The sequence below is a fragment of the Nocardia sp. NPDC004722 genome, from assembly GCF_053601505.1.
Genome location: NZ_JBSGBY010000923.1, coordinates 1 through 2,275, shown reverse-complemented (window position 1 = coordinate 2,275; position 2,275 = coordinate 1). Strand labels below are relative to the sequence as shown.

At 71.0% G+C, this 2,275-nt stretch carries 1 pseudogene; it reads right to left on the bottom strand.

Going from position 1 to position 2,275, the window contains the following annotated elements:
* Positions 1-2,275: pseudogene (locus ACWELQ_RS44095) on the bottom strand (hypothetical protein); the annotation flags it as partial.

Below are 2,275 nucleotides of genomic sequence, written 5' to 3'. Positions count from 1 at the left end.
ATCATGGACCACGGCCCCCGACTGCGCCACCTCGACCGTGGCGGCATTCGGATCATGGACCGGGGTCTGCACCGTCGCCGCGTTCGGATCGTGAACGGGGGTCTGGACCGTCGCGGCATTCGGGTCATGCACCGGGGTATGAACTGTCGCGGCATTCGGATCGTGGACCGGCGTCTGAACGGTCGCGGCATTCGGATCATGAGCGGGGGTCTGGACCGTCGCGGCGTTCGGGTCGTGCACCGGTGTGGGGACGGTTGCGGCGTTCGGGTCGTGGACCTGGAGTGGGGTCGTCGCGGCGTTGGGGTCGTTGGCGGTGGTCTCGACGGTTGACGCGTTGGGGTCGTGGGTGGGTTCGGGGGTGGGGGCTTCGGGGCGGCCGCCGGCGATGTCCCAGAGGAATTCGGCGCGGTGGGTGGCCATGCGGACGCGCCAGTCGGCGTGGTCGGCCTCGAAGTCGGCGCGGAAGCGGTCCATGGTGCCGGGGGCGTAGAACTCGGCCGCCTCGCGCAGGAAGGCGGCGCGCTGCTGCTCCATCCGCACTTCCCAGTCGGCCTGGATGGCGCGTTGGCGGTCCAGCCACTCACGGCTGGACTCCTGACGGGGACCGCCCTGCTCGCCGTCGGGGAGACCGTGCTCGTCATCGGGGAGGCCGTGGCGCTGCGCGGGTTCGGCGGGGCGGGACTCGTCGCCGGGGTGGGCGGCGCGGGCCTCGTGGGCGTCGATCAGGACCTGGCTGAGCACCTTCGACTGCTCGGACGCACCCGCGCCGTTGAGGACGTCGTCGGTGAACGCCTCGGCCAGCGCCTCGGACGGATCCCACCGGCCGTGCTTGTCGAAGGCCAGGCCGCGCTGATCGGCGAACCACGACTCGAAACCGTCGAGGTTGCCCCGGGTTTCGGCGTAGTGGCGCAGCATGGCGTCGAAGGCGCGGTCACCGGCGTGCAGGCCGCCGGAAAGGTCCAGGGCGTGCGCGAACTCGTGCACGATCGTCGAGTACACGGGCCGCTGCGCCGAGCCACGGGTCAGCAGGCCCGCCTCCTCGGCGCGCGCCACATCCCGGGCCAGCGCTTCGGGTTCACGGGCGTAGCGGTCACTCAGTGTTATCCGGTCGGCCCGCAAGCGTCCGTCTTCGCCACGGCCGGGCGTGGTTTCGGCGAACACATGCTCGCCGAGCGGTCCGATGTGAACCTCGCGCACGCCGGTGCCCGGATGGTCGCGGAACATGTCCTCGATCGCGCGGGCGTACTCGCGGACCACCTCGACATCGAAGTGTTCGGCGAAGCCCGGCACATCGGTTTCGAGATGCTCGTCGTAGCTGGTGATGTCGACACCGAACTCGTCACGCAGCCGGTCGGCGATGCGCTCATGATCCAGGCCCGACCAGACGTCATCCGGACGAGGTGACCAGTCATTGGAATCCGTTGCGGTGTGACCATTTTCGCCGCCCGATCCCGGATCGCGGTGCACCGCCGACTGATCGGCCGCGGGCCCGGCCGGGTCCGTCAGGCTGACATGCTCCGGCAGGCCGCGACGCTGCGCCGGACCTTCGGGAGTGGGCCGTTCCGGGGCGGCGGGATGTCCGGAATCGCTTGCCGGGCGGATGGTTTGGACCGAAATCGACCCATCGTCGGCCACCTGCACCCGGCGGTATTCGACCGGCACACCCTGCTCGGCGAGCGAGGCGCGCAGTTCGGCGCTGAGCGCATGACTCGGATCGGCGTGATCGGTCACCACCAGCACCGACGGCGGCTCACCCTTGAGCCCCAACCCGGATTCGAGCGGGTGATCGGCCTCGCTGCGCAGCACATCCTCGATGGCCAGCGCATGCGCCTGCTGGGTCAGGCGCGCAGCCTCGAGATTCTCATCGAAGTAGGTACGGAACTCGCGGTCGGCCGGGGTTGCGGCGCTCGGCTCGTCGCCGTGTCGTGCGGCGTCGAACGCGTCGCCGACGGCACGCTCGAGCGCACGGCCGGACAGGGATTCCGGGTCGGGGATGCCGAGCCCGCGGGCGAGTTCGTCGAGCCGGGAACGGCTGTCCGCGGCCCGTTCCCGGGCCTGGCGTGCCCGGTCCGTGAGCTCCTCGATCCGGGCCTCGACCCGAGCGTCGGGCGGAACGTGCGGTTCGGGCGCGCCGACCGGCTCCCACACCTCACGGCCACCCGGCTGCGCGCCGCGCTGCTGCGCGGATTCCGGCTCACCGGACAAGGCGAAATCCAGCCGCGGGTCGCGAATCACGTTGCCGCCCTGCGGCTCCCGCGGCTTGCCGAACTCGAGG